Origin of the sequence: Marinobacter sp. RI1 (assembly GCF_041155085.1) — a bacterium.
GTDB lineage: Bacteria > Pseudomonadota > Gammaproteobacteria > Pseudomonadales > Oleiphilaceae > Marinobacter > Marinobacter nauticus.
In genome coordinates this window covers 3,267,624-3,291,050 of record NZ_AP031605.1, presented here as the reverse complement: position 1 = coordinate 3,291,050, position 23,427 = coordinate 3,267,624, and the positions used below count along the sequence as shown (strand labels likewise).

The following is a 23,427-nucleotide window of genomic DNA, read 5'->3' as shown; positions in this document are numbered from 1 at the left end:
ATTACAGAATCAGCGGGGTAGTCTGACCAAAACTATCCAGGGAAGAGGCATGTTATGGCGACCATCAGGACGATACACACTTCCGGCAAGCGCACTTACCCGCTCGGGTTGCCGCTCCATCGCCTGTCCAATCTTTACTTTACCCTTATACGTTGCCCGCAGGCCTCGGTGGCAGCGGCTTAGTCCAACGCACATTTAAAGGTCATGCTGTGCACGACCTTTAAATGCTTCAGTGTTAGGCCAAAACCAAATCCTAGGATTCCGAATGGAAAATCGTGTTCCGCTGCCGACTGACAACATCTACAAGTTCTATGCATTGTTTGGGCTTCTCCTGACCGTTTTCTCAATCGGTGCAATGCTTTATGTGAATAAGTCAACTAATGATTTGGCATTTGAAGTAGCAGTTGAATATGAAACGTTGAAAGCCGATCCAGTGCGCTCCGTGCCAGAAGAGGCGCGATTTTTGGTGTTAGACCGGAAGCTAGAAATTGCAACCATCAACAAGAGAACGTTTATGGTTTGTCTTGCGGTAATTCTCGCAGCTGGACTTGGGATGATGTGGTACGGATTCAAGAAATGGCACACTGAGGTTCAGCCGGTGCAAGATGAAATTGCGCGCCTGACTCTAGAGAAGTTGAAGCGAGACGTTGGAGGAGGCATCGATGCCTAACCAGTGCAGGCACGGCGACGCCCATTACATTGCGCCTTCGGCTCCATTCCATGGGCGCGCATGCTGCAAGCGTTAGCTTCTGAGGGAATGTGATGATCATTGAGTGCAACTACTGCAAAGCCAATGTGGATGCGAAGGTCATTGCGACACATGAGGCCTTTGATCCGGAGGAAGATCCAGGTCCCTTCCATGTCTCTTTATTGGAGTGTCCCTCGTGCAAAAATTCTTTGGTGGCAGGCCAATACGAGTGGCCGGTAGGTCCGGAAGGCGATTATGTTTTGGAGAAGCCTGATCGCCTTTGGCCAGAGCAGAAAAAATATATTTCTTTAGTGATCCCAGAAGGGATACGTACTTCGATCGAAGAAGCCCAGAGGTGCCTATCCGCTAATGCCTATATTGCATCCACTGCTATGGCGGGAAGGGCACTGGAAGGAGTATGTCGACATTATAAAACCAAAGGGAAAAGTCTCAACGGCGCACTCGCGGAGCTCAAAGACAGAGAAATAATTGACAGCCGTCTTCATAACTGGGGTAAAGAGCTCCACAAGCATAGGAACATTGCAGCGCACGCCGGTGACGAGAAAGTTAATCCGAAAGATGCCCGCGATCTTTTGGATTTCGTCGTGGCAATATGTGAGTATGTCTTTGTTTTGACAGAAAAGTTTGACAATTTTATGGCCCGGACAGAGAAAAAAGCTAACAAATAGTTGTAGTTCGTTCCGGGCCTCCGGCCCTACACCGGACGCCCATTTCGCTGCGCTACATGTGCGCCGCTAAACAAAAGCGTTATATCTTTAGGTGAGCAGTATGCCTACTCCGTACAACATGGCTTTTGCGTGCCTTTCATGCTGCAAGTCGTTCAAGCGTGAGTTCAATTTGGCAGAGGAGTGTCCATTGACACTGACTTGCCCAGACTGCGGTGGACCTGCCCACAACTTTGGTCGCCATTTTAAGGCCCCCAAAAAGTTAGATAAAAAACAATGGGCCAAGATACAGTTCCTGTTTGAGCATGGGTTTCGCTTCCAGAAAATCCGTGTTGGAAATGGCCACCATGACACCGTGCCTTATCCAGATACCTTGGAAGAGGCTCGTGAGTTTGTCGTCAAATACAAGGACCACGCAATCTAGGTGTGGACGCCAAGATATAACAAGGTGGTCAACGGGACGCTGGACTTCCCCCACTTCAGTAGACACGCATCGATAACTCCGAAGAGGGAGAAGAACGATGCCTGCAATGAACACGGGGAAGAAGACCCAAAGGTACAGCATTGAGTTCAAGGTCAAAGCGGTGGAATGGAGCTACCAGGCGCACCGGAGCGTGAAAGGCGTAGCGGAAGCGCTGGATATACACCCCTTCATGCTGTCACGCTGGCGAAAGGAATACCGAGAGGGAAAGTTCGCCATGAAACGGGTCAAGAAAGCGCCTGATGAAGCCAAAAAGCTGATGAAAGAGAGGGATGAAATCAACCGTCTGAAACGCCGGATAGCGGAGCTTCAGGAGGAAAATGACATCCTAAAAAAGTTTCAACGTTTTCAGGCAGAGGAACGACGGAAGCGTTCAGATTCGTCTGGAAACACCGAGGACAACACGGAGTAAAGGCGCTGTGTCGTCACCTGAACATCTCTCGGTCTGGCTACTACGCCTGGGCAAACCGCAAGCCCAGTCAGAGAGCTGCTGAGAATGCTGATTTACTGTTGAAGGTTCGAAGAGTCTACAACGACAGCAAAGGCCGCTATGGCAGTCCACGGGTCTACCAGGCTCTGCGTCGAGAGGGGCTGGTTGTCGGCGAGAACCGGGTTGCGAGGGTCATGCGGGAATGGGGAATGAAAGCCCGTGTTGCTCGCGTGTATCGCCGAATGAGGAAGCTGAGGGAAGACCTGAAAGCCTTGCCCAATCATCGACTGGAGGCCGACAAACCGGTCGCAGCGAATTTGCAGTGGAGCAGCGATGTCACCTACATCAAGCTGGGCAAGAAATATGTGTTCCTGGCGGTTGTGCTGGATCTGTATTCCCGACGCATCATCAGTTGGCGGCTTGGTGAGAATCTGAGCGCAGATTTTGCCAGGGCAACGCTCAGGGAAGCCTTCGCGAGCCGGAAACCGTCCCCGGGCCTATTGTTCCATACGGATCGTGGTATCGAATATCGCGCTCATAAGACCCAAGCTCTGCTGAATCGATACTTGGTACGGCACAGCATGAACCGCCCAGGACAGTGTACGGATAATGCTGAGGTGGAGTCCTTCTTCAAGACACTGAAGGGCGAGTTGCTGCACGCCACGAGCTTCGTGACGATGCGGCAATTACGGAACTATATAAGTAACTATATTGAGAGCTTTTATAACAGCCAAAGGCTGCACAGTGGTCTTGGTTACCGGACTCCGATAGAGTTCGAAGGAATCCATTGATGGGGCGTGTCCATTTTATTGGGGGAAGTCCACGCCAACTACGCTGCGCTCCGTTGGCGCCCATTACCACTGGCGTTAAGGGGTAGGCATGGATGAACATGTGAAGTCAGTATTCTCGATGGAGCTAAAGAAACAGTGTGAGTTCGCAATAGGCGCTATCCACCAGGTGAACTCTGCACTTCAGGCCTCGCGCGGCCAAGATCTGACTTCAGACCAATCAAGGTTTCATCACAGCGAGGTTTTTCGTGGGCTTCACAGTTTTTTGACGCACACTAGCAATATCTCCCGAATTCTTTGGCCTCCACTACCCCAAAAACGGAAAAAGGAGAGTTCCTCAGATTTCTCCAAAAGGTGTCATAAGCTCCCGAGAGTGGCGCGCGCGAAGGCGCTGAAGGCTGTTTTACAACTTGATGATGCTCATCTCCTTAAAGACCGCAGGCTGCGAGACCACTTAGAACACTATGATGAAAGGCTGGATGACTGGGAGGCAAACAGCCCAAGACGCAACATAGTTTCGGACATGATTGGGGATCCTAAGGCCATCGTGGGTATTGACGACAAGGACAGAATGAGGACATTTAACCCAACTGGAGCCCGGTATATTTTTCGAGGTGAAGAGTTCGATGTCCAAGAGATGTTGAATGAGGTCGAAAAATTACAAAGCCAGCTTAACAAGGAAGGGGTGCTATAAACCCCTTAACAAAAGCAGGTTGTCGGACAGTTACTCCGTTGCACTGCGTACCTGCCGCAACTGCAAGCGTTAAACACAAAGGAGAATTGGTGAGTAAATCGGATTTCGTTAAGTCGATCGTTTGGGCCTCTTATGAGGTGTTCTTGGCTATTGTCCCCGTCATGATTTGGATTGCGATCCTGGCGTTTTCTGTGCCGAATTCGTCGGTCAGTTTTCACCTGCCGGCATTCTCCTTCTTTTGCGTATCAATCTGGGCGTCTTGCATCCGTGAAGTACCAAGGGTATTCGCTGGCGAGAATGTAAAAGATCGATACGAGCGGGAATGCGGGTTAGCTTTGTCCCTGATTGGGCTGATATTTTCAGTAATTTGCCTAGTAATGGCGGTGCTCAAAAGCACAGGTGCCATCACGACTTTGTGGGGACCATTCTCTGCGGCGGTTGTCACCCTGATGATTTTCGGCACATTGATGCTTTTTGCAATTATGACCTTCAAAATCCAGCGCAAAGAATTTCAGAGGGTTGTTTAACAAAGTGGTGAACGGGAGGCCAACTACGCTGCGCTCCTTTTGCGCCCATTACCACTGGCGCTAACTGTAGTTATTCAAGGAATCGAGAGCATAGGCTTTATAGGTGAAAAAATGGGGTATTTATGGCTGAGTGCTTAGCCAAATTACTTTGCAATTATGAGGATAGCGGTGCTGATATTGATCAAATACTTTCGCACCTACAATCATCAATAAACAAAGTAGTAAGAGAAATCCAGGATTTACCAAGTCAACCTGATGAAAAATTGACACTCTATGGTCCCTACCTTGGTCGAGCACTGATGGAGTTAGCTACTACTGCAATGTTGGCCAAATTAGATCCATTAAGAATATTGATAACTAAAGGTAGACAAACTCAACCAGACTATGAACTTGAGCGACCTCAGAAAGCGTCACTTAAGTGGCAGGGTGATGTCATGGGAGAGAAAGTATCTAATTTATGGGATGATAAATCTCTTGCCAACCCCACTCGCGCCATTCTGGGCAGATATAGCGTCGATCTGGTGCTGACGAACAGTGCGCAAAATCTATTAGATGAAGCGACTGAAGATGCAGTTGGAGAATGGCATCAAGAGCTTACAAGCTTGGAAGCTAAGCCACTTGTTATGAAAATGATAACTCAACTTAGTAGCTTATACTCTACGTTGTCTAAAGGGATCCATCACGAATTATTGATTCCAATTGATTCAGTTCTAGATAGAGATACCGTTGTGAGCAGGCTCAATGAGACTATTTATGTGGTGGCAACTCTTGGCCTGATAGTTTCTTTCGTTCCTCATGCGTATGCTAGGAACGATATGCCTACCAATTTTTCATTATATAAGTCAGCTAAAGAATTAGAGGTTAACTGATGGAACATGATGCACATGAAGAAAACTCTCTTGTCTTGGCTGCAGAAGATTTTGATTTAAATAGCTTTGAAGAGCTTCATTTTTTTACAGCCCAAGATCGTAAAAATATATCTAAGTTGAGAGCTCACGGTCCAGTTTTGCTCAAGGGAGCGAGGGGGTCTGGGAAAAGTGCGCTAATGATCGAAGCGCATTTAGGTCTATATCCAAAAAATGAAGATAGTAATGTTATTGGAATTTATGTAAGTCTAAGACATCTAGACTTATTAAGAGCAACTGGTGACGCCTACATAAAACTTCTTTGCAAGCTGATAGCCAGAGAGGCTAATAGAAGCTTTGATAAAGAGGTTTTATCTACCGACATTCAATCCATAGTCGATTTGCAAGATGAGTTGACTACGCTATCTTCCGAAGAGGACAAACGACTAGTTCTTTTTTTTGATGATGCCGCCCACATTGGCAGAGAAGCTAACCTCAATGATTTTTTTGACGCATTCAGGACTCTTTCAAATAGCTACATTTCATGTAAAGCATCTATCTATCCTGGTGTAACTCGTTTTGGCACTAGATTTGATGTCTATAATGATGCGACAGTAATTGACGTGAATCGGTCGGAAAAGTTGCCTGATTTTTCAAAAGTCTTTGAAGAAGTTGTTGAACGGAGATTTAGCAATTCGTTGAGTCCGGATAGGTTCTCAAAATCTTTACCTAAGCAAGATTTTTGTGATCTCGTCGGCCAGTCTGTCCTCGGGAATATGAGGGCTTTTCTATTCGCTTGTAATGAAATTATTAGCATAGCGTCTGAATCAAGAAGTATTGCGTTTTCACATATATCCGAATCATTTAAGCAATTGTCAAGTAACTATTTTTGGCCTCTTTTAGAGGAAATTAAGCCCAAGCTCGGTATGTATGAGGCAATGGTTGGCCCAGCTGAAGAAATTGCCTCGTTATTGTTTGAAAAAGTAGGTGCCAGCAATGAAAGAACTGTAATCATACTGAGAGAGGTTTGCCATAAATATAGCAAGCCTATTGAGATATTGGAGTATATTGGATTTATTTCACGTAGAGAAGTTTCTCGGGTTATGAAATCTCGAGGACGTGGAACCCGGTATATGCTTAATGCATGCATACTTTCTGAGTATATGCCAAATGGAAGAATCAGTTCTGATGATTATGCAAAATGGAAGCAAGGTGATGATAGAGCTTTAGAGTTTCATCGAGGTAGCGAGTTGCTAGATATAGAGTTACCCGACGTTGGTGAAGATCATGACCTTGATATATTAAGAAAACCGATCAAAATCCTCTCCAAATCTAACGCCTACCCATATGGGTTGACAGCGTTAATGATTCAAAAGCTCGAGGAAAAGGGCATAGGAACTATTGAAAATCTGCTCGAAACTCCTGACGAGGAAATAACTGAGATTGAACGAATTGGCGAGAAAACTTTGAAACGAATTAGAAGTACGACGAACCAAGCAGTATGGATGTAACACGGTTAACAAGTGGTTGCAGTACGTTCCGGCCCTATCGGGCCTCTACCGGACCGGTTTCGGCGCGGTGCGCCTCCAAACCGGCCGCTGAACATTGGCGTTAATTGGTAAAAATATGGAAGTTGTCGTCCAAGAAGAAGTGACGGGTTGTGGCATCGCGGCCTCCGCTGCACTGGCGGGTCTCAGCTATGCTGAGGCCACAAAGAAAGCCAGCGCTCTTGGCATTCACGCATCAGACACATCACTCTGGTCCGACACGGAGTACGTCCGAACCCTTCTGCGAGAATTCGGTGTTTACGTTTCTTCCAAAGAAACACCATTCGAATCGTGGGAGCAGTTGCCAAATAAGGCCCTTCTCGCCATTAAATGGCGAATAGAGCAGGGCAAGCCATTTTGGCACTGGGCTTTGTTCGTTCGAGAAAATGGTGAGGCAAAGGTGCTCGACTCCAAAAAGACACTGAAATCAAACGTTCGCCGGGATTTCGGGCGCATCAAGCCCAAGTGGTACATTGAGGTATCCAATTAACAAGGCGCAGCAGTTCGCGGCCGGTGGCCGCCGGACGCCCTTTACGTGGCTCCTTCGTCGCCACTCCAAGGTCGCCGCTGTGCTTCGGCGTTATGTGGTGATATGAACTATTTTCTCGAACCGCTGATTCCTGACAAGAATCAAAATATCCAGATTAGCCCTGAAGAGTACAAGGCTTATTTGGAAGCCAAAACGCAACTGATAGAGACTATTTTGTTTGAAGAGAAGATGCAGTATCTCCTTTCAAACTATAGGGACTATGAGGAGTGCCTCTTGAAAGCTGCGCTTACAGATTTAATGGGTGAGAAAAAGACCTACCATGAGTTCCAGCGAGAGCGGGGTGAGATCAACCGTATGGTAGTAAACTTTCTCGCTTCGGCCAGAGCCTATTTGGACCACGGAGGGCATCACCTGAAGAAAATACTGAAAGCAGATGCTGTTCCTGATTTCTTTCCTTCAACAAAAGCGAGTCATTACGATAGTTCATTTTCCTACCGAATGATGGAGGCGTTAAGAAACTACACGCAACATAGGGGCTTCCCGGTCCACATGGTTTCTTTCAAACGCTCCTGGGTTGGAGAAAGTGAATTAGAGAAGAATCTTGAGTTTACGATTGCGCCCAAGATCCGTGTCGAAGAGTTGATAGCTGATAAGAAGTTCAAGAGGTCAGTGGCTTCAGAGTTGGAGGATAAAGGTGAACGATTGGCACTTACTCAGATGCTTCGGGATTATGTCGAGCGGCTTAGTCACATTCATGGTGTTACCCAAAAGGAAACACAAGAATCATCTCAGCAAGCTCTCAATATGGTCTCGTCCGCCTTAGATCGTGTGAAACATAAATTTGGTCCAGACGCTGTAAACCCCGGCATTGCCATCATATGTCGGTCTGATGGTGGTCGCAGCCACAATGAAGCTAGCTCTTCACTTATCCCGGAGTTTGCAGAACGTTATCGCCTTCTTACAGATGCAAATAAGCCGATCAAGAATTTGAGTAAACGCTATGTGTCGGGAAAAGCGGAGAAGTAACCACATAACAATGCCAGTCACGGCGACGGCTACTACATTGCGGCTTCGCCTCCATTCCGTAGCCGCGCATGCTGGCTGGCGTTAGGGCAATTGCAAGATGTTGAGACGTAGGCTCGTCTATTCCGGATTCACCGCTTCTGCGATTTACGGGGTCTTCTTGGCGGTGGTCGTTGTGGGAGCTGATAACTCCCTCAAGCCCTGGGTGGAAGCTCTTCCGGCAGCGCTTGCGGGCTTGGCCTTTGCTTTCGTTATTGGTGCGACACTTTTCGGATTTATTCCACATTACATGGGGATTTTCATGTCTGGTTCATCGAGCGTGCTCGATCTTATCAATAGGATCTCACTGGCAGTTGCCCTATGTTCAGTGCTGATTGGAGTCATTTCGGGTCTATTGCTGATCTTTGGCTCAAGCGATGCCATTAAACCATTGCTCGTTGCAATCACGCTTTTCTTAGGGGCGTCTGCGACAATGTGTTCTCTGAAGTTCTTCTACATCAATCGAGGCGCAGACTAAGCCCTAACAAATTGTTGTAGTTCGTTCGGGACTGCGGCCTCCGCCGGACGCCCTTTCCATAGCTCCTTCGGCGCCATGGAAAGGGCGCTGCCTTCAGGCGTTAGTTTTCAGGAGAAAGATTCATGGCGATCGAATCATGGATGGCGTTTGTCGTCGCATCGGTTGTTCTATTGGTGATTCCTGGCCCGACGATTCTGGCCGTCATCAGCTATTCAGTAACCCATGGTCGTCGAGCCAATGTTCCTCTGGTAGCGGCCGTTGCACTTGGTGACTCCACCGCGCTGTTTGCTTCGCTCGTGGGTTTAGGGGCGTTGCTTGCTGTATCTGCTTTTTGGTTCACAGCCGTAAAAGTAGCAGGTGGTATGTACCTGCTCTATCTTGGTATCAAATTGTTCAGGGCAGGATTTTCACCCACTGCAATGGCGGAGCCCACGTCTGACGCCTCGCACTTGAAGTTGTTCACCAACACGTATCTGGTAACTGCGCTCAATCCAAAGGGGATTGTTTTCTTCATGGCCTTTTTACCGCAATTCATTACGCCGGGCGAAAACGGGGTACTCCAATTGTGGTTGCTTGCAGTCACCTTTGTAGCTTTGGCGACAATCAATGCCACGCTCTATACGGTTTTCGCATCGTCTGCTCGCCGGCTGCTTGTATCGACCAAAGCGCAGCGTAGGTTTAATTTTGCTGGTGGAGCTCTGCTTTCGTCAGCTGGTGTGTGGGCGTTGCTAGCCAAGCGTCCAGCCGTGTAGACGCCAATAAATGGCTATTGTCGGACGCACCTTCGCTGGCTCTGCGGTATGTCTCAAAGCCCGGGCGATATGCGGAGTTTTTCGGGAACAAAGGAGCAGTGCAATGGAGTTTGAGATGCTGCCGCCATGGCTGAAATATCCTGAGATTCCTCTGGGGTCAATCGGCTGCCGAATGAGCCCAGCCTAAAGTGCCAAAGGAGCGATTGATGAAAGGTGAGTGTCTCTGCGGAAACGTGAAGTTCGCAATTGAGGAGGAGATTCGAAACTTCTATCAATGCCACTGCTCGTTATGCCGCAAAGCTACTGGATGGCGGGCCTGACAGCCTGGAATCACTTAACAAGTTATTGTAGTTCGTTCCGGACTGGAGCATACATCGGGTGCTCCTGTGGGGCGCGGTAAGGAGAGCAGATGAAAATTTACGGTGATGCCAAATCCGGCAACTGCTACAAAGTTCAGCTGGTGTGTAACCTCCTGAACATCGACCACGAGTGGATTGAGGTCGATATTCTGGCTGGCGACACCAGGTCCGACGAGTTCTTGCGAAAGAACCCCAATGGCAAAATACCTCTGCTGGAGCTCGATGGGGGCGAGACGCTTTCCGAGTCCAACGCCATTATCAACTTCCTGGCAGGCGGGTCGACGCTCTACCCCGAGGGTGGGCTGGCTCAAGCGCGCATTCTGCAGTGGCAGTTTTTCGAACAATACAGCCATGAGCCCTATATCGCGGTAGCCCGCTTCATCAATAAGTACCTTGGGCTGCCTGATGACAGAGCAGAGGAATATGCGTCGAAGCAAGCCGGCGGCCACAAAGCGTTGCGAGTGATGGAGCAGCAGCTTCAGAAAACGCCTTATCTCACAGGGGAGCATGCGACCACGGCAGACATCTCGCTTTATGCCTACACCCACGTAGCTCACGAGGGCGGCTTTGAATTGGCAGACTATCCGGCGATTCTGGCATGGCTGAAGCGTGTGGCTTCGTTGCCAGATTTCAAGCCGATGGTCTGAGGCCATTGGCTTTTCTGAGCTTTCCAATCCAGTGAACCGGATGCCCGCGTCGGGCGCTTAACAACAGCCTTGTATGAACTAAAGGGATTGTTTATGCATAAATCGATAGTGTTGGTTTTGTTGTCTTTCCTCCTGCTGACAGGCTGTGCCTCTCACCAGATACCTGTCAGGCACAAGGTTGCCCTGTCTTCTGACTCAGAACGAATCGCTTATGACGTGGTCGGGAGTGGAAAAACGGCTCTGGTGTTTATCCACGGCTGGAGTTGTGATGGACGCTACTGGCAGCAACAAATACCGGCGTTTGCCGGCGATTATCAGGTGATTACGGTTGATCTGGCGGGCCATGGGCACTCATCGGTTGGCCGCTCTGATTATTCGATGGTGGCTTTCGCTCACGATGTGAAGGCCATTGTTGATCAAGAGCGCATTGAACGTGCCATTCTTGTAGGGCATTCGATGGGCGGTGCGGTGATTGCCGAAGCAGCCAGATTGATGCCGGCCAGAGTTGTTGGTGTGATAGGGGTTGATACCTTACAGAACGTTGCGGAGCGAATTCCCCAAAGTGTCGTTGATGAAATGGCTCAGCCCTTTGAGGCTGACTTTACGACGGCGGTAAAGGATTTTGTCGCACCTATGTTTCCTGAAGGTGCCGATGAGCCATTGGTTTCCTGGGTGAAAGAAGATATGTCTTCTGCGCCAAAGGCCATTGCCTTGAACGCTTTCCGAAACTATCTCGGGCGATATGTCACTGGCGAAGCGGCCACTGCGTTTGATGAAGTCAGGGTGCCCGTCATCTCGATAAACGCCAGGTTATGGCCGACAGCGGTGGAAGAGAATAGAAAACACATTGATGATTACCAGCTTATGTACATTGAGGATGCTGGCCATTTCCCGATGTTGGAAAGGCCTGAGGCGTTCAATGAGCTTTTGAAACAGGCCATTGATTCGATCGAGGAAAAGGGCAGTAAACCCATTTAACTGCCGGGCAGGGCATGCTTGGTGGCACGCGGGAATTCTGAATGAGCAGCAGCTCCAATAAACCATCCGAGTTGGCGCAAAGCTGGATAACGAATGCCGAACTCTGGACCTCGGCGGTCCGCGATGGCGATATCGAGAGTCGCCGCCTGGTGACTGACCAGGCCATGGTCAACGCCGTGCTCGCCCAACATCCGAGGCGGGTGCTTGACTTGGGGTGCGGAGAAGGTTGGCTGGTACGGGCGCTCGCCAGTCATGGTGTTGATTGCGTCGGGGTGGACGGCTCCCCCGGGTTGATTGAAGCGGCCCGGTCCCTTGGGGGAGGACGATTCCACGTCTGTACCTATTCTGAGCTTGTCGACGATGCCCGGAAGATAGGCCACGACTTTGATGTGGTGTCTGTGAACTTCGCGATCCTCCATGAAGACGTGGCCGGGTTATTGCGGGCTCTCCGGCCGTTGCTTGCTCCTCGGGGAAGAATGGTCATGCAGACGGTGCATCCCTGGTTGGTGAGCGGCCCCTATCTCGACGGTTGGCGCAATGAGGATTTTCGGGATTTCCAAGGAACATGGCAATCCATGCCCTGGTATTTTCGCACGCTCGGCTCCTGGGTAGCGTTGTTCCGGGACTGCGGTTACTCCATCATAGAACTAACCGAGCCTCGTCACCCATCCACGGAGCTGCCTTTGTCTCTTCTGGTCGTAGTGGAATAAAAAAAGAAGAGCAACACCGCAATTTTATGAATAACTGAAGACTATGCTGTGAGTTCAGAACTGGTAGAGGCCCCTCGTAATCAACGGGTTAAGCCGCATATGAAAAAGCTCATTGTCATCGCTTTTTTTTCGTTTTCTGCCTCGGCGGCGGAGCTGGCAACAGAGAGGTTCATCGTCAATATAGAATCTCGCTGCGCTGAAGGCGAGGTTTCGTGCAACCAAATGACCTATCACGGTACAAGCAAGGCAACAGGAAATAGCATCATGCTGGAAGGGAGTTCCTGGCACACACTCTGTGCCGACGGCGATACTCCCTGCCGTTTTCTCGGGTATAAGTTTGAGAATGGAAATACCACGTACTACGTGCATCAGGATGGATTGCTTGAAGTTATACGTAACCGGGATGAGGTATTAGTCCGGGAACGGGGTAGCTGGCGAAAGGAATGATCTATGAAAGGCGAATGTCTCTGTGGAAGTGTAAAGTTTGAAATCACAGAGGAAATCCGAAACCTCTATCAGTGCCACTGTTCGCTCTGCCGAAAAGCCACTGGAGCGGCGGCGAATGCCGCAACTTTTGTAAATGAGCATGCCTTTCGTTGGGTTTCCGGTGAGAGTGGTATACGCAGTTACAAGAAGCCCAGTGGGTTCAGAAGCGATTTTTGTTCGGTCTGTGGTAGTCCGGTTCCTAATAGTCTGAGGGACAGCGGGATGGTCTGGATTCCTGCTGGTTTGTTGGGAGAGACTCTTACGTCGAAGATATCTGTTCATCTTCACACAGAGTCTGCTGCATCCTGGGAAGAAGAATCGGCTCGGTGTGTGCGATTGGCCGGCGGGCCTGAAAGCTTGGAAACGCTTGATAGTATGTTGTAGCCCGTTCTAGCCTCCACTGAACTTTTTGATAGCAGCAACATCGATTTTTCCCATGGTCATCATGGTGTCGAAGGCAGGCTTGGCAACAGCGGGGTAGGTAATTGGTAATTCCATCTCCAGGTTCGGGGGGCATTGAGCCGCTGAAGGTGTTCTCAGGGTTCTCCCGCCTGTAACTATTTGGATTCAAAGCAAACATGGAAGTCTTGGCTAAGATTGTAATCAGCGTGGTGGGTAGTTTTCTGACCTACTATATCGTCAGCAATGCGGCAAAGAGATCATCAACTGCTGAGACCGGCGGTAAGCTTTTCTTCGGTTGGTTCCTTATATTGACCAGCTTGGCGTCTACGCTGATTGCGGCAGGAATGCTCTGGTTGTTGTTTTTTGTTGACCATGGCGGTCAGGATATCCCCATCATCCTGATGTTGGAGATGTTTGGGGCCTTCGCGATTTATGGATGGGCCGAGGTGATCTGGACCAGAGGTTGCTTTGATGATGAGTCTTTGACGTTTCAAAGCCTTTGGCAGGGTAAACGGCGGTTTACGTGGAGTGAGTTAAGAAGCATAAGCTTTAACAAGCATCTGCATTGGTACGTTCTTCGTTTTCGCCATGGGAGGACGATTAGAATCTCAATCTATCTAAACGGCCATGGATTGCTGCTCGATAAGATCGAGAGCATGGGATATGACGTCTAGTAAAATCCACGTGGACGGGTTTAAAAAGGTTGTGCAGTGGCCGCTCAGGACTCCTGAATGACCAAAAGCTCCTCGGGATTTCCAGGGAACTGCAGGAGGCAGTATGATTCGGGTTGTTTATCGTTGGAAAGTTAAGGAAGAGAACTTCGCGGACTTCAAGAAGGTTTGGGTTCGCACCACCAACCATATCCATGAAACCGTGCCCGGAGCCCTGGGTAGCTTTATGCTCCGCAGTCCTGAGGACAAAACCGAGGTGCTCACCGTCGCGAAATGGGATTCCGTGGAAAGCTGGAAAGCATTCTGGAGCGGGGAAAACCCTGCGCAGATGGTGGGCATGCGGGCACTGGGGGAGCGCGTTTCAGTGACGCACTATGAGGAAGTCGAAGACTTTACCCGTTAGCTCTGGCTGCAAAGCGTCAATCGACCAGCCAGTGGCGTTTCTTGCTCCCATCAATTGCTCCAGGTGTGGCTCTCAGGGGGCAACCGCTGCCTCGATAGCAGCAATATCGATTTTTCCCATGGTCATCATGGCGTCGAAGGCACGCTTGGCAACACTGGGGTCCGGGTTATTGATCGCCTCGGTAAGGGCCACGGGGGTTATCTGCCACGAAAGTCCCCACTTGTCTTTGCACCATCCGCACGCACTTTCCTCGCCCCCGTTATCGACTATGGCATGCCAATAGCGATCTGTTTCTTCCTGATCCCAAGTCGCAATCTGGAAAGAGAAGGCCTCGTTATGCTGGAAGGCGGGGCCGCCGTTGAGCCCAAGACAGGGAACGCCAAGCACCGTAAATTCAACCGTTAAGATGTCGCCCCTGGATCCGGCGGGATAATCACCGGGTGCGTGCAATATCCTGCCGACTGAGGAATCGGGGAAGATGCTGGTATAAAACTGAGCGGCCTCCTCAGCCTGGCCGTTGAACCAGAGGCAAATGGTATTTCTCGGATGTGTCATGGCAATAACCCTCCTGGACGTTTGGTTTGTGTCTATGAGTCTAGTCGGTTGGGAATGGTCGAAATCGACAACGGCTATTGGCAACTATCCAGAAGGCGAGTGGCGTGCGCCTTTACCGCGTGTTTGAGCTCAGCAGGGGAATGTATGGTGAAAGTAAAGGTCAGCTGGGCGAGCCAGCTGGCGAACCACTCGAAGCTGTCGACGTGGGTTTCCATCAAAAGCCCATCGGCAGTTTGCTGAATGCCATCACGGCAGTATTCGCCAGGATCAAATAATGAGGCTAGCGTTGCAGGATCGGTATGAAAGGTCAGGGATACCGCGTGGGTATTGTTCCAGGCCATGAAGCTCTGGTGCAGGAATTCTGCGGCATCAAAATCTGCAGGCCGTGTGAAGCGGTCTGCGAGCAGCTGAACCTCGCTGATTCGGTCCAGTCGGAATGAGCGCATGGCCGACCGGAGATGGCAAAATCCCGTGACATACCAGCGCCCCTGTCTGAAAACCAGGCCGTAGGGGTCGATGTTCCGCTCCATTTCGGGGTGTTGTGGAGCGTGGTATATGAAATGGACTGAACGAGCGGTTTCTGTGGCAGTGGCCAGTGTGTCCAGTGCATGTTCATCCAAATTGGGCTCTTTGCGCGGCAGGATTACTCTGGCTGTCTCGCTGATGGCCCGAGCCCGACCTTTTAGCTTGTCGGGCATTACCCGCTCAAGTTTGGCCTGAACACTGGCAATAGCGGGCGCTGCATCGGTCAATCCAAGTTGCTTCGCGGAAAGCAGGCCCAGCGAGATCGCCAGCGTTTCCTCGTTGGTGAACATCATCGGCGGTAGTTTGAAGCCCGCCACCAGTCTGTACCCACCGTAGCGTCCCTGTTCTGTCATCACAGGGATACCCAGATCCTCCAGTATCCGGATGTAGCGCCGAACCGTGCGCCGGTTTACGCCCAGCCGTTGCGCTAACTCCCCTCCGCCCAACTGGCCATGAGCCTGAAGTAGTTCCAGAACAGTCAATACACGGGTGGTTGGGCCAGACATGGGCGCCTCCGGGGAGCTGAATCAGCCGTCAGATGATGCCACGAATTATTTCATTTATTTAGGACGGATTCTTGCCTAATTGCCGCATAAGCTGGCGCTGCAGTACACACAATCATGAAAACAACTGGCAGGAAAAGGAGATCAATATGTCAGATCTGACGCTTTATACCCATCCCATGTCCCGCGGGCGCGTGGTTCGATGGATGCTGGAGGAAGTGGGTGCCGATTATACGGTGAAAACACTGGAGTTTGGCGGGGATATGAAAGGGCCGGAATACCTGGCCATTAACCCGATGGGCAAGGTGCCCGCTATCAAGCATGGCGACGTGGTGGTGACTGAAGTCGCCGCGATCTGTGCCTGGCTGGCCGATCGGTTCCCGGAAAAGAATCTGGCTCCCGGGCTCCACGCACCGGAGCGTGGCGGGTATTACCGCTGGCTGTTTTTTATGGCGGGGCCTTTTGAAATGGCGAGCAGCGCCATCGCTTATGATTGGCGGATCGATAGCAGCAACGAGCAGGCTGTAGGATGTGGGCCAGTCAACGACAGTATTAAGGTACTGGAACAAGCGCTGGCAAAAACTCCCTATATCTGCGGTGATCAGTTCACGGCTGCAGATGTGCTGGTGAGTAGTTACCTTTGGTGGGAAATGATGCAGGAAAACATCCCCAGGCTCGATGTGTTCCGGGAGTACACCGACAGACTGGAAAGCCGGCCAGCGGCCAGACGTGCCAACGCACTGGACGATGAACTGGCAGAGCAGCTCAAAGCCGCAGTGGTCTGATTTTGCCGGCTCTGAGATACGGGGCATGACAACCGTGCCGGGCAGGCCTGCTTGAGACGGCCCGGCACGGTTACAGGCATCACCGGAGTCGTTCGCAAGGGGGCATCTGGTATGTACCAGTTGTCATGAATCTTTAAGGTGACCGCAACACAATAATCACAGGACTGACACTTTCTCCCTCTATTTTGGTAGGTACCAAAACTGGTATATACCAATAAAGGAGAGTTTCATGTCTTCCCCCTACCGCATGCTGCTGGCAGCCGGTGCCTCGGCCCTGCTGCTGACAGGTTGTAACGATTCCAGTTCGAGTTCTGACGCAGCTCCGGCCCCTGGCACTGAGCAGCCGGGCAACCCAGACCCTGTGGTGGTGCCGGCGCCTTCGGCAGAGCAGCCCCCCGAATTTATTGTCAGGCCGTATTTGCAGGCACCGGGTAGCGATACCATGACGGTGATGTTTGAGACCGAGAACACGCAGCCGCAGGTGTGGGTGCGTCCTTTCGGCAGTTCGGACGAGTTTCAGAAGATTGACGCTGGCGTTCACTCCGAGGATGGCCTGGTGTATCGGGCGGTCATGTCGGGGCTCGAGTCAAATCGTTTGTACGAATACTACGTGCTGACGAACGACGCAGGCGGAGTGGGGCGGGTGACGCAGGCCTTTGCCTTCAAAACCTGGCCAGATGCGAGCGACGATGTTGATCAGGCGCGGTTCATTGCGATCAGTGACACCCAGCTGGATCGGGAGATCTACGAGGTGGTGCTGAACAACGTGGTGACAGATGGTTTCATGACCGAGGAATGCAACGGTACTCAGCCCGAGACCTGTGCCGAGAACATTGCTGCCATCACTATCTCCGGGGACGTGGTACAAACCGGCGGCAACCGTTCCAACTGGCGGGACCAGCTGTTCGGGCGAATGGCAGATATCACACCCTACGTGCCACTGATTACGGTTCCGGGTAACCATGACTACTACTCGAATGCGGAGCTGGAGCTGTATCGAACTTACATGTCGCCACCGGAAAACGGATCGGTGGGCTATGAGGATCACTGGTATTTCATCGATTATCTGGACCTTCGGTTGATTGGGCTGGACAGCTACCCGATCTCGGGCGCCCACGGCAGTTTCAATCGCGAGACCTTGGCGGTTCAGCGCCAATGGCTGCGGGAAACGCTGCTTGATGCCGAAATCCAGCAGAAGACCTTCGTGATGGGCATGTTCCATCACGGCTGCCTGTCTGAGATGTGGAATGTGGGGGAAAGCATTGGTTCCTGCGAAATTGTGTCTGAGCTGGAAAAATACAGCGACCGCACCGGTGCGGTCACCGGCCATTTCTTCGGGCACACTCATTCCTATTCCCGCGGGCAGTCGTTAAACACGCCGCACCTGTGGCTCAACGCAGCCAGTGCCTCAGGCTACATTGAACCACTCGACAACGCCGATCATCAGAACAATCAGATCAGCGACTACGATACCTTTGAGGTCAGCCGTAGCGAGTTTGGTTACAGCGTGCTGACGTACCGTTTTGGAGCGGACGCCTCGGTGACGTTGCAGCGGAAAAAAGGCGGGTATGACGGTGATACCGAATTTGAGGTGGTGGATGAGGTAACCTTCGCCAGTAAACGCAATGACAACCTGCCGCAGGCAACCGCGGGAACGGGTGAGTTGCCGGCCACGGATATTCAGCTGGCGGTGAACGTGGGTGCGCCTGAGCAGGTGCACGAAGTGCAATGGCAGATCTCCGAGAATGAGCAGTTCGAGGGGGTCGTGTTTGACGTATGGGGTAACGAAACCCGGCGCCACAATCTGTTCTATGATGAAGCCACTCAGGTGGGCGGTGATGAATATCAGGGCTATGAAGCCATTGATACCCAGCAGGGCGCCGATATCTTCCGCCTGAATCTGTCGGAGCTGTTAAGCCTGAAGACCGTCCGTCCGGGGGGGGATGACTACTACCGCTGGAACAAACGGTTTGCCTCTCAGAATACGCACGTTTCCTCCTACGATGCCTACGGCGGACAGCCAAGGCCCACTCTGGGGCTGAAACCCGGCACCACCTATTACTGGCGGGCCCGGGTGAGAGACTCGCAGATGAACTGGTCGTCCTGGAGTGAGGGCTACAGTTTCAGCCTGGCCGGCACCCGCACCCCGAACCTGCTGACCAATGGTGATGCAGAAGCCGGAGACCTGTCGGCCTGGACGCTGTCGAGCGGACTGGTCAGTGCCATCACGGCCAACAACAACGGGGGCTTTGGTGCGGCCGAGGGCGACTACTATTTCGCGGGCCGAGGGTTCGGCCAGGGGTTGCCTGGCGACTGCTGCACGGATTCGGCGTTCCAGCAGGTGGATATTTCGTCCTACGGGCAGGATATCGACGCCGGTAAGGTGTATCTGGATCTCTCGGCGCAAATGACCACCTGGTCGGCGGATGATATACCGGAATTGAGGATTGAGTTGCGCGATGCGAACGATCAGCCGGTGGCGTGGAACCAGTCGCCGGAGCGTACCAGTACCTCCATCAAGAGCTGGGAAACCCAGTCAATAGAGGGCTTTTTACCGGCCGGTGTCCGCAGCGTGGTGGTGCACATTGGCGGTGAGCGCAAGGCCGGCAACGACAACGACGTTTACTTTGATAACGTGTCGCTGAGTTTGCTGTACTGAGCGATCTCTGCTCATTGAAAAGCAATAGACCGAAACCCCGGGCCGCCGATGTGGCCTGGGGTTTCTTGTTTTAACGTACCGGGTTCAGGAACTTACGCCCTTCGCCCGTGCTCTGTCATACTGTCGTCACAGTGCCGGCTTAGCGTGGCAGGTTTTGTGGGTGACAGGAGCGGAGTATGCAGCAGCAAGCGTTTGCGGAGGGTACCCTGCCGCTTTATCTGAGGGTGCGAGATCAGTTAGCGGGGCAGATCGACAAGGGAGTGCTGACCCCGAATACCCGATTACCTTCCGAGCGAATCCTGGCCGAACAATTCGGCACTACCCGCGTCACCACCCGTCTCGCGCTCGCGCAACTGGAAGCAGAAGGAAAGATCTACCGCTCCAATCGCCGTGGCTGGTTTGTTTCTCCGCCCCGGCTGATCTACAAGCCAACGCACGATTACAGTTTCTCAGACAACGTTACCGCTCAGGGGCGAGTGCCCGAAACCGAAACCCTGGATGTCACCGCGACCGAGGCCAATGCCTGGCTTGCCACAAAAACCGGCCTGGCTGTCGGCGATCCGGTGATCTGGCTTCGTCGGCGCCGTCAGATTGATGGCCGGCCAGTGCTGGTTGAGAACATTTACCTGAATGCGACCCGCTTGCCGGGCATTGAGACATACGATTTCAACCGCTCGCTCTGGAAACTTCTCCGGGAGCAATACGGCGTGGAACTGAAGGGTAAGCGAATTGAAATGTATCCCACGGCGTTGGTGGATCCTCAGGCGAGTGCCATCGGTGTAACGGCTGGTACCGCAGGGCTCTATGTCACCCGTTGCAGTCAGGACGGTCAGGGAGGCTTTATCGAGTTCGATGAAGAGTTCTGGCTGCACGATGCCTTGAGTATTCAGGTTGAAGTGAGCTGACCACTCCGGCATATCGTCTCCGGACTGTCATCGGGTCTTCATAAAACCGTCACAGTTCCTCGGCAAACTGGTCTATACCAGATGAGCGAGGAGCTACCATGCCCACACCCCATCATCCGGATGTCGTCATTATTGGAGGCGGCATCCTCGGATGCGCGATTGCCCGATATCTCAGTCGTTTACCCGGCCTCAGCGTCACTGTGGTTGAGCGACACGGCCTGGGAGAGCAGACCACCAGCTACGCGGCTGCGCTTCTTACCCGTATCCGTCCGCATTCGGCCTTGACGGCTTTGGCCATGGAAACCTTTCGCGCCATCGAGGAAATGGGGCAGAGCAGCGGTGAGCCCTTACCGCTCAGAAGCGTTGGCAGTCTGCAGGTGTCTGCGCGACCAGACGGGCTGCGCCAGCTCGAAGAGACGGCCCGGCGAGCAAAAGAGGCCGGCGTGACTGCAAAAGCGATTGCCGTGCAAGATGCCATGCAACTGGCTCCGTGGCTTGATTTGACACCCGATACTGCCGCCCTCTGGTTGCCGGACGATGGCTATATTGATCCTTATTCGTTGTGCATGGCTTATGCCGCTGAGGGGCGCCGCCGTGGTGTTCGGTTCCGTCTGAAGCAAAGTGTCAGCGACCTGCTTATGCAGGGTGGCCGGGTAACGGGTGTTCGCCTAGGGCATGGTGAAGTGCTCTCGGCCGGCCTGGTGGTTGATGCCGCCGGCCCCTGGAGTACGGCTTTGGCCAGGCAAGTGGGTGTTCACCTTGGCATGGCGCCGGTGCGCAGTCATTACTGGATATCCGCACCTGACGCTCGTATTCCTGCCCATGGCCCGATGACGATATTGCCCGACAGTGGCGCTTATGCGCGGCCAGACGTGGGCGGTTTGCTGTTCGGTCTTCGGGAGGCTCAGGACGTGGTTGCAGACCCGGCGGCCCTGCCCGAGAGTCTGCAGGGCTTCCGCTTCGATACCGATCCAGCGGGTGAGCACGCCCTTGAGGACGGGTACGCGTCACTGCGGTCTCAGCTTCCCCTGCTGGACGAACTCCGGTTGGCCCACTACGTCAGCAACGTTTCCAGCTATACCCCGGACGGCTTCTACCTGCTGGGCCCCATGCCTGGCATTCAGGGTTTTATCGCTGCAACCGGCTGTTCCGGTGCCGGCATTGGTATGTCGGGAGGCATTGGTCGATTCATCAGCGAACTGATAGCCGGCCAGCCGACCTTCGTCACTTCCGAGCCGTTTCGCCTGGACCGGTTTGGCGCCATTGATCCCTTTGATCCTGATTTTATCCACCGCTGTGCTGCGGCACGAGCCCGCAAACGCACTGGCTAATTCCGTTGGAGACTCCAATGACCCCGAACGATCCGTATTTACTGACCCCCGGTCCGCTGACCACCAGTCTGTCTGTGAAGCAGGCCATGTTGCACGACTGGGGCTCCTGGGATAACGACTTTAATGAGCTCACCGCAGAGGTGTGTGCGCGTCTGCTGCGTGTGGCCGGTGGCCAGGATAGTCATGTGTGCGTTCCCATGCAGGGTAGCGGTACCTTTGCGGTGGAAGCCACGTTGGGCACGCTGGTTCCCCGGAACAGCACCACGCTGGTACTGATGAACGGAGCCTATGGACAGCGAATCAGCAAAATTCTTGATCGCTTGGGCCGTCGATGTCTGGCCATCGACAAAGGAGATTACCATCCGCCGCGGGGTGACGAGGTGGCACGGACACTTCGACAGTACCCGGAGATTGATCAGGTGGTGGTCGTTCACTGCGAAACCAGTTCGGGCATTCTCAACCCGATTCCTGAAATCGCCGAGGTTTGTGAAAAGGCTGGCAAGCGCCTGATTATCGACAGCATGAGCGCGTTTGGCGCGTTGCCGGTCAACGTGGCGGAGTTACCCTGTGCGGCGCTGATTTCGTCCGCCAACAAGTGCTTTGAAGGTGTGCCGGGCTTCGGTTTTGCCATAGTGGACAAGACCCTGCTGTCTGAGTCCGAAGGGCAGTGCCACAGCCTGTCGCTGGATCTGCACGACCAATGGCGGTACATGGAAAGAACGGGGCAGTGGCGCTATACGCCGCCGACCCATGTGGTCGCCGCCTTTTTGCAGGCCCTGCGAGAACACGAGGCCGAGGGCGGTGTGGCCGGTCGTCTTGCCCGTTACAGCCGAAACCGCGACCGACTGGTGGCGGGCCTTCGCGAGCTAGGATTCCAGACTCTGCTGGCCGATGAATGGCTGTCTCCAATCATTACGACTTTCCTGTCTCCAGACAGCCCGGATTTCGATTTTCCCCGTTTTTACGAGGCCATCAAGGCCCGAGGTTTCCTGATCTATCCCGGCAAGCTGACGGTCGCGGAGAGCTTCCGGCTTGGCTGTATTGGCCAGCTTCATGATCCGCAGATTGATGCAGTGGTGGCGGCGATTGCCGACGCCTGTCAGTCGCTGGGAATGCCGGTGCCGGTACCTCCTCCGGCTGCTGCGCCAGACAATCTCGAAAACCAATGATCTCACTCTGATCGAAAAAGGAAGAAGCGCTATGCACAGCTACACCCGTCGTTACACCGGTCCTCTGCAAGCGGTGATTATGGACCTTGCCGGAACCTGCGTGGATTTCGGTTCACTGGCACCGATTCAGGCCTTTCTCCAGCTGTTCCGGAACGAGGGCATTGATGTCTCCGAAACCGAAGCCCGGGAGCCCATGGGGACCGAAAAGCGTGAGCATATCCGTTGTTTGCTGGCGATGCCCCGCATTCGGAGCCAATGGCTGGAGGCTCATGGTAAGGCGCCGGAGGCCGCTGATGTCGATCGCCTCTATGAGGCATTTCTGCCCCTTCAGACCGCGGCGATTGCCGAACGGGCAACACTGATTCCGGGTGCTCTGGCGCTTCAGGATCTGCTTCGTGAAAAAGGCATCAGGTTGGGGGTGAACACCGGATATAGCCGAGACATGGTGAACGTTATGCTGCCGGGGCTCGCGGATCAGGGGTTTATGCCGGAAAGCGTGGTTGTGGCGACAGAAGTGCCGGCCGGTAGGCCGGCACCCCACATGAGCCTGAAAAACGCACTCGAACTGGGCATTGGCGCAGTTCAGGCCTGCGTCAAAGTGGACGACACAGGGACGGGTATTGAGGAAGGTCTGAATGCGGGTATGTGGACGGTGGCCGTAGTGGCCTCCGGTAATTCAGTCGGATTGAGTGAAGCTCAGTTTTACGCCCTTCCGGAGAACGATCGCGAAGCGTTGCTGGCCCGTGGTCGCCAGGTGATGGCGAGATCGGCAGCCCACTATGTCATCGATTCGATACAGGACCTGCCGGGCGTTATCCGCGATATCGAGAGGCGTCTGGCAGCGGGAGAGCGCCCCTGAGGGACCGACAAG

27 protein-coding genes are annotated in these 23,427 nt (G+C 52.7%); 25 read left to right on the top strand and 2 right to left on the bottom strand.

Features of this window, described 5'->3' with window-relative positions:
* Positions 1-265: 265 nt before the first annotated feature.
* The 19 genes from ACAM27_RS14865 to ACAM27_RS14775 all read left to right on the top strand — a co-directional run bounded on the left by ACAM27_RS14865 (position 266) and on the right by ACAM27_RS14775 (position 14,124).
* Positions 266-670, top strand: a complete 405-nt coding sequence (locus tag ACAM27_RS14865; RefSeq protein WP_127560380.1) for a hypothetical protein — start codon at positions 266-268, stop codon at positions 668-670.
* Between the two features lie 92 nt (positions 671-762).
* Entirely contained in the window at positions 763-1,377 is a 615-nt protein-coding gene (locus tag ACAM27_RS14860; RefSeq protein ID WP_369612218.1) for a DUF4145 domain-containing protein, read from the top strand.
* 187 nt (positions 1,378-1,564) lie between these two features.
* Positions 1,565-1,798, top strand: a complete 234-nt coding sequence (locus ACAM27_RS14855; protein ID WP_369612217.1) for a hypothetical protein — start codon at positions 1,565-1,567, stop codon at positions 1,796-1,798.
* 97 nt (positions 1,799-1,895) lie between these two features.
* Positions 1,896-3,076, top strand: a protein-coding gene (locus ACAM27_RS14850; protein ID WP_369612216.1) for an IS3 family transposase whose coding sequence is annotated in 2 segments (ribosomal slippage) — positions 1,896-2,192 and positions 2,195-3,076 — 1,179 coding nt in all. Because the reading frame shifts where the segments join, the coding sequence is not laid out codon by codon here.
* An 88-nt stretch (positions 3,077-3,164) separates the two neighbouring features.
* On the top strand, positions 3,165-3,767 hold the full coding sequence (locus ACAM27_RS14845; protein ID WP_369612215.1) for a hypothetical protein: 603 nt from the start codon (positions 3,165-3,167) through the stop codon (positions 3,765-3,767).
* A gap of 89 nt (positions 3,768-3,856) precedes the next feature.
* Complete coding sequence (locus ACAM27_RS14840) at positions 3,857-4,294, top strand: hypothetical protein (RefSeq protein ID WP_369612214.1); 438 nt, start codon at positions 3,857-3,859, stop codon at positions 4,292-4,294.
* A gap of 122 nt (positions 4,295-4,416) precedes the next feature.
* Entirely contained in the window at positions 4,417-5,163 is a 747-nt protein-coding gene (locus tag ACAM27_RS14835; protein ID WP_369612213.1) for a hypothetical protein, read from the top strand.
* Positions 5,163-6,650 carry a helix-hairpin-helix domain-containing protein gene (locus ACAM27_RS14830; RefSeq protein ID WP_369612212.1) on the top strand — a complete coding sequence of 496 codons (1,488 nt, stop codon included), beginning with the start codon at positions 5,163-5,165 and terminating at the stop codon, positions 6,648-6,650. Before ACAM27_RS14835 ends, ACAM27_RS14830 begins: the two co-directional genes overlap by 1 nt.
* A 115-nt stretch (positions 6,651-6,765) precedes the next feature.
* Complete coding sequence (locus ACAM27_RS14825) at positions 6,766-7,176, top strand: hypothetical protein (protein ID WP_369612211.1); 411 nt, start codon at positions 6,766-6,768, stop codon at positions 7,174-7,176.
* A gap of 102 nt (positions 7,177-7,278) precedes the next feature.
* On the top strand, positions 7,279-8,202 hold the full coding sequence (locus ACAM27_RS14820; protein WP_369612210.1) for a hypothetical protein: 924 nt from the start codon (positions 7,279-7,281) through the stop codon (positions 8,200-8,202).
* A gap of 157 nt (positions 8,203-8,359) precedes the next feature.
* Complete coding sequence (locus ACAM27_RS14815; protein WP_369612209.1) at positions 8,360-8,716, top strand: hypothetical protein; 357 nt, start codon at positions 8,360-8,362, stop codon at positions 8,714-8,716.
* Between the two features lie 122 nt (positions 8,717-8,838).
* Positions 8,839-9,468, top strand: coding sequence for a LysE family translocator (locus ACAM27_RS14810; RefSeq protein WP_369612208.1), 630 nt, complete (start codon positions 8,839-8,841; stop codon positions 9,466-9,468).
* 409 nt (positions 9,469-9,877) lie between these two features.
* A complete protein-coding gene (locus tag ACAM27_RS14805) occupies positions 9,878-10,474 on the top strand; it encodes a glutathione S-transferase family protein (protein WP_369612207.1) in 597 nt (198 codons plus the stop codon).
* Between the two features lie 69 nt (positions 10,475-10,543).
* Entirely contained in the window at positions 10,544-11,452 is a 909-nt protein-coding gene (locus ACAM27_RS14800; protein WP_369612206.1) for an alpha/beta fold hydrolase, read from the top strand.
* Positions 11,453-11,493: 41 nt separating this feature from the next.
* Positions 11,494-12,162, top strand: coding sequence for a class I SAM-dependent methyltransferase (locus tag ACAM27_RS14795; protein WP_369612205.1), 669 nt, complete (start codon positions 11,494-11,496; stop codon positions 12,160-12,162).
* 99 nt (positions 12,163-12,261) lie between these two features.
* Positions 12,262-12,609 (top strand): hypothetical protein, encoded by a 348-nt coding sequence (locus ACAM27_RS14790; protein WP_222448274.1) that lies wholly within the window; start codon positions 12,262-12,264, stop codon positions 12,607-12,609.
* A 3-nt stretch (positions 12,610-12,612) separates the two neighbouring features.
* Positions 12,613-13,032 carry a GFA family protein gene (locus tag ACAM27_RS14785; protein WP_081698837.1) on the top strand — a complete coding sequence of 140 codons (420 nt, stop codon included), beginning with the start codon at positions 12,613-12,615 and terminating at the stop codon, positions 13,030-13,032.
* A 194-nt stretch (positions 13,033-13,226) separates the two neighbouring features.
* Complete coding sequence (locus ACAM27_RS14780) at positions 13,227-13,724, top strand: PH domain-containing protein (RefSeq protein WP_023010739.1); 498 nt, start codon at positions 13,227-13,229, stop codon at positions 13,722-13,724.
* Positions 13,725-13,827: 103 nt separating this feature from the next.
* Positions 13,828-14,124, top strand: coding sequence for an antibiotic biosynthesis monooxygenase (locus tag ACAM27_RS14775; protein ID WP_014420910.1), 297 nt, complete (start codon positions 13,828-13,830; stop codon positions 14,122-14,124).
* A gap of 72 nt (positions 14,125-14,196) precedes the next feature.
* On the opposite strand, the gene ACAM27_RS14770 is transcribed toward ACAM27_RS14775, so the two are convergent.
* Together ACAM27_RS14770 and ACAM27_RS14765 are read right to left on the bottom strand one after the other, a co-directional pair.
* On the bottom strand, positions 14,197-14,679 hold the full coding sequence (locus ACAM27_RS14770; protein ID WP_369612204.1) for a VOC family protein: 483 nt from the start codon (positions 14,677-14,679) through the stop codon (positions 14,197-14,199).
* Positions 14,680-14,753: 74 nt separating this feature from the next.
* Positions 14,754-15,710, bottom strand: a complete 957-nt coding sequence (locus tag ACAM27_RS14765) for a helix-turn-helix transcriptional regulator (RefSeq protein ID WP_369612203.1) — start codon at positions 15,708-15,710, stop codon at positions 14,754-14,756.
* Positions 15,711-15,856: 146 nt separating this feature from the next.
* Here ACAM27_RS14765 and ACAM27_RS14760 point away from each other — a divergent pair, with 146 nt between their 5' ends.
* From ACAM27_RS14760 to phnX, 6 genes are all read left to right on the top strand, one after another.
* On the top strand, positions 15,857-16,492 hold the full coding sequence (locus tag ACAM27_RS14760; protein WP_014420913.1) for a glutathione S-transferase family protein: 636 nt from the start codon (positions 15,857-15,859) through the stop codon (positions 16,490-16,492).
* A 229-nt stretch (positions 16,493-16,721) separates the two neighbouring features.
* Positions 16,722-19,151 carry a metallophosphoesterase gene (locus ACAM27_RS14755; protein ID WP_369612202.1) on the top strand — a complete coding sequence of 810 codons (2,430 nt, stop codon included), beginning with the start codon at positions 16,722-16,724 and terminating at the stop codon, positions 19,149-19,151.
* 176 nt (positions 19,152-19,327) lie between these two features.
* Positions 19,328-20,056 carry a UTRA domain-containing protein gene (locus ACAM27_RS14750; RefSeq protein WP_141067544.1) on the top strand — a complete coding sequence of 243 codons (729 nt, stop codon included), beginning with the start codon at positions 19,328-19,330 and terminating at the stop codon, positions 20,054-20,056.
* A 98-nt stretch (positions 20,057-20,154) separates the two neighbouring features.
* Positions 20,155-21,387, top strand: a complete 1,233-nt coding sequence (locus ACAM27_RS14745; RefSeq protein ID WP_369612201.1) for an NAD(P)/FAD-dependent oxidoreductase — start codon at positions 20,155-20,157, stop codon at positions 21,385-21,387.
* A 17-nt stretch (positions 21,388-21,404) separates the two neighbouring features.
* Positions 21,405-22,556 carry a 2-aminoethylphosphonate--pyruvate transaminase gene (locus ACAM27_RS14740; RefSeq protein WP_014420917.1) on the top strand — a complete coding sequence of 384 codons (1,152 nt, stop codon included), beginning with the start codon at positions 21,405-21,407 and terminating at the stop codon, positions 22,554-22,556.
* A 31-nt stretch (positions 22,557-22,587) separates the two neighbouring features.
* Positions 22,588-23,415, top strand: a complete 828-nt coding sequence (phnX, locus tag ACAM27_RS14735) for a phosphonoacetaldehyde hydrolase (protein ID WP_014420918.1) — start codon at positions 22,588-22,590, stop codon at positions 23,413-23,415.
* Positions 23,416-23,427: the final 12 nt, after the last annotated feature.